Annotated in this window: 3 protein-coding genes; all 3 read left to right on the top strand. The window is 76.1% G+C overall.

Annotated elements, in window-relative coordinates:
• Positions 1-231 precede the first annotated feature (231 nt).
• The 3 genes from ACFV0O_RS40750 (at position 232) to ACFV0O_RS40740 (ending at position 2,191) form a co-directional block, all read left to right on the top strand.
• Complete coding sequence (locus tag ACFV0O_RS40750; protein ID WP_380349906.1) at positions 232-789, top strand: hypothetical protein; 558 nt, start codon at positions 232-234, stop codon at positions 787-789.
• Between the two features lie 150 nt (positions 790-939).
• Complete coding sequence (locus ACFV0O_RS40745; RefSeq protein WP_380349903.1) at positions 940-1,935, top strand: aldo/keto reductase; 996 nt, start codon at positions 940-942, stop codon at positions 1,933-1,935.
• Positions 1,936-2,053: 118 nt separating this feature from the next.
• A complete protein-coding gene (locus tag ACFV0O_RS40740; RefSeq protein WP_380349900.1) occupies positions 2,054-2,191 on the top strand; it encodes a hypothetical protein in 138 nt (45 codons plus the stop codon).
• Positions 2,192-2,413: the final 222 nt, after the last annotated feature.

Below are 2,413 nucleotides of genomic sequence, written 5' to 3'. Positions count from 1 at the left end.
GTGCCACCCCGGCGGGGTTATGTGGGGGGGGGGGGGGCGGCGCGCCCCCCCCCCCCCCCCCCCCCCCGGCGGGGCCGGGGGGGGGCGCCGCGCCCGCGGCCCCCCCCCCCCCCCGACGACCGGGTGCGCGGCCGACGACCGCCCCCGGGGTGAGCCGCGGAGGGGCCCGGGTCCGTAGACGTGGAAGGGCGCCCCCTGCCGGAGGGGACGCCGGGGCGTCAGGAGGCGGGCATGCTCAGGTTCCACGGAGCGTGGCGGATCACGGTGGTCGGACGCAGCGCCGACTTCGACCAGCGGGCCGTCGTGCGCGGACCCTACGGCCTGCGGATGCTGGCCGGACGGGTCGGCGCGACCCTCGACGTGGACGAGGACAGCTGGACGCTGTCCCTGGAACACCACCTGTGGGGGCGCAGCTGGCAGCCGAACCTGCGCACCACCCCGGGACCGGTCACCGAACGCGACGGCGTGCGCAGCCAGTTGCTCACCAGCAACGACTGCCACCAGCCGGGCAAGCCGCTGGACTACGTCAACTTCGTCCTGCGACTGGACCAGGCCCTCGCCCCGGCCGTCGTGCCGTCCGCCTCGCCGCTGCGCGCCGCCCGTCCGAACGGGGTGCCGATCGCGGCGTCGATCGCCGCGCCCGTCCAGGCCGTCCGCACCTCGTCGTCGGGCGGGCCGGGGGCGGGCGGGCCCGGAGTCGCGGTCCCGGGCGTCGCGGTCCCGGGCGTTCCCGTCGAGGGCGTCCCCGCGGCCGTGCCCGGGCGGACCGTGCGGCGCGCCACCTGGTAGCCGTAGCGGCAGCAGCAGCCGTAGGCCCTGTCCGGCCGGCCGCCGCGATCGTGGGCCCGCCGTGATCGTGGGCCCGCCGTGATCGCCGGGCCCCGTCGGCGCACGGCTAAAGTCCCAGGTGAGAACCGTCGCGCCCGAGGAGACCACGCCATGCCGACCGACCCCGCCACCGGAGCCCCCGCCCGCCCGCAGCCCGCGCGCCTGGGACTGGGCACCGCCGCCGTCGGCCGGCCCGGCTACATCACCCTCGGCCGTGACACCGACCTGCCCGCCGACCGCACCGTCGAGGCGCTGCGCGAACGCACCCATGCCCTCCTCGACGCCGCGTACGCCGCCGGGGTGCGCTACCTCGACACCGCCCGCTCCTACGGCCGCGCCGAGGAGTTCCTCGCCCAGTGGCTGGACGAACACCCCGAGGCGGCGGCCGAAGTGACGGTCGGCAGCAAATGGGGCTACACCTACACGGCCGGCTGGCGGACCGACGGGGTCGCCGCACACGAGGTCAAGGAGCACTCCACGGCGGTGTTCGACCGCCAGGTCCGCGAAACCCGCGCCCTGCTCGGCGACCGCCTCGACGTCTACCTCGTCCACTCCGTCGTCCCCGGCAGCCCCGCCCTCACCGACCCGGCCCTGCACGAGAAGCTGGCCGCCCTCGCCGCCGAGGGCGTCCGGGTCGGCCTGTCCACCAGCGGCCCCGCCCAGGGCGACACCATCCGCGAGGCCCTCGCCGTCACCGTGGCCGGCCGCCCACTGTTCACCGCCGTCCAGGCCACCTGGAACCTGCTGGAGACCTCCGCCGCCCCCGCCCTCGCCGACGCCCACGCGGCCGGCTGGCTCGTCGTCGTCAAGGAGGGCATGGCCAACGGCCGCCTGGCCGGCCGCAACGCCACCGGCCCCGACACCGCCGCCCTGCGCGACCTCGCCGAGCGCACCGGCACCACCCCCGACGCCCTCGCCCTGGCCGCAGCCGCCGCCCAGCCCTGGGCCGACGTCGTCCTGTCCGGCGCCGCCACCCTCGACCAGCTCGCCTCCAACCTGACCGCGGCCGGGGCGGGGCTCACCCCGCAGGACCTCGCGGCCCTCGACGGCATGGCCGAACCGGCCGGGGCGTACTGGCACACCCGCTCGGCACTGCCCTGGGCCTGAGCAGCGACTTCCGGGCCCGCCCGAGGTGTGTGACGCCTGTTGCGTGCGGTTCCCCGCACCGGCACATGTCGGCCAACTGGCGGAGAAGCGCCGTCGGTTGGAAGAGGGGGATTCCGTCATGAACTTCAGGAAGCGCATCGGGGCCGTGATCGCGCTGGCGTTCGCCGCGACCACGCTCGCGGTCGTGTCGGCGTCGGCGCTGTCGCAGAGCCCGGCCTACAGCAACCTCGCCGGCGTGGTCGGCAACTGCCCGTAGCGGCAAGCCTTTCGGTGTGCGCGATCGTGGCCGAGGGGTCACGGTCGATGTCGGCAGTCACCCGGTGATGAAGCGTCGCCGGTCAGAAAACAGGGGGATCAGCAGGATGAACTTCAGGAAGCGTATTGGGGCCGTGATCGCGCTGGCGTTCGCCGCGACCACGCTCGCGGTCGTGTCGGCGTCGGCGCTGTCGCAGAGCCCGGCCTACAGCAACCTCGCCGG

Origin of the sequence: Kitasatospora sp. NPDC059577, from assembly GCF_042735475.1 — a bacterium.
Taxonomy (GTDB): domain Bacteria; phylum Actinomycetota; class Actinomycetes; order Streptomycetales; family Streptomycetaceae; genus Kitasatospora.
The sequence above is the reverse complement of the archived record's forward strand: the minus strand, read 5'-3'. Positions and strand labels throughout refer to the sequence as shown.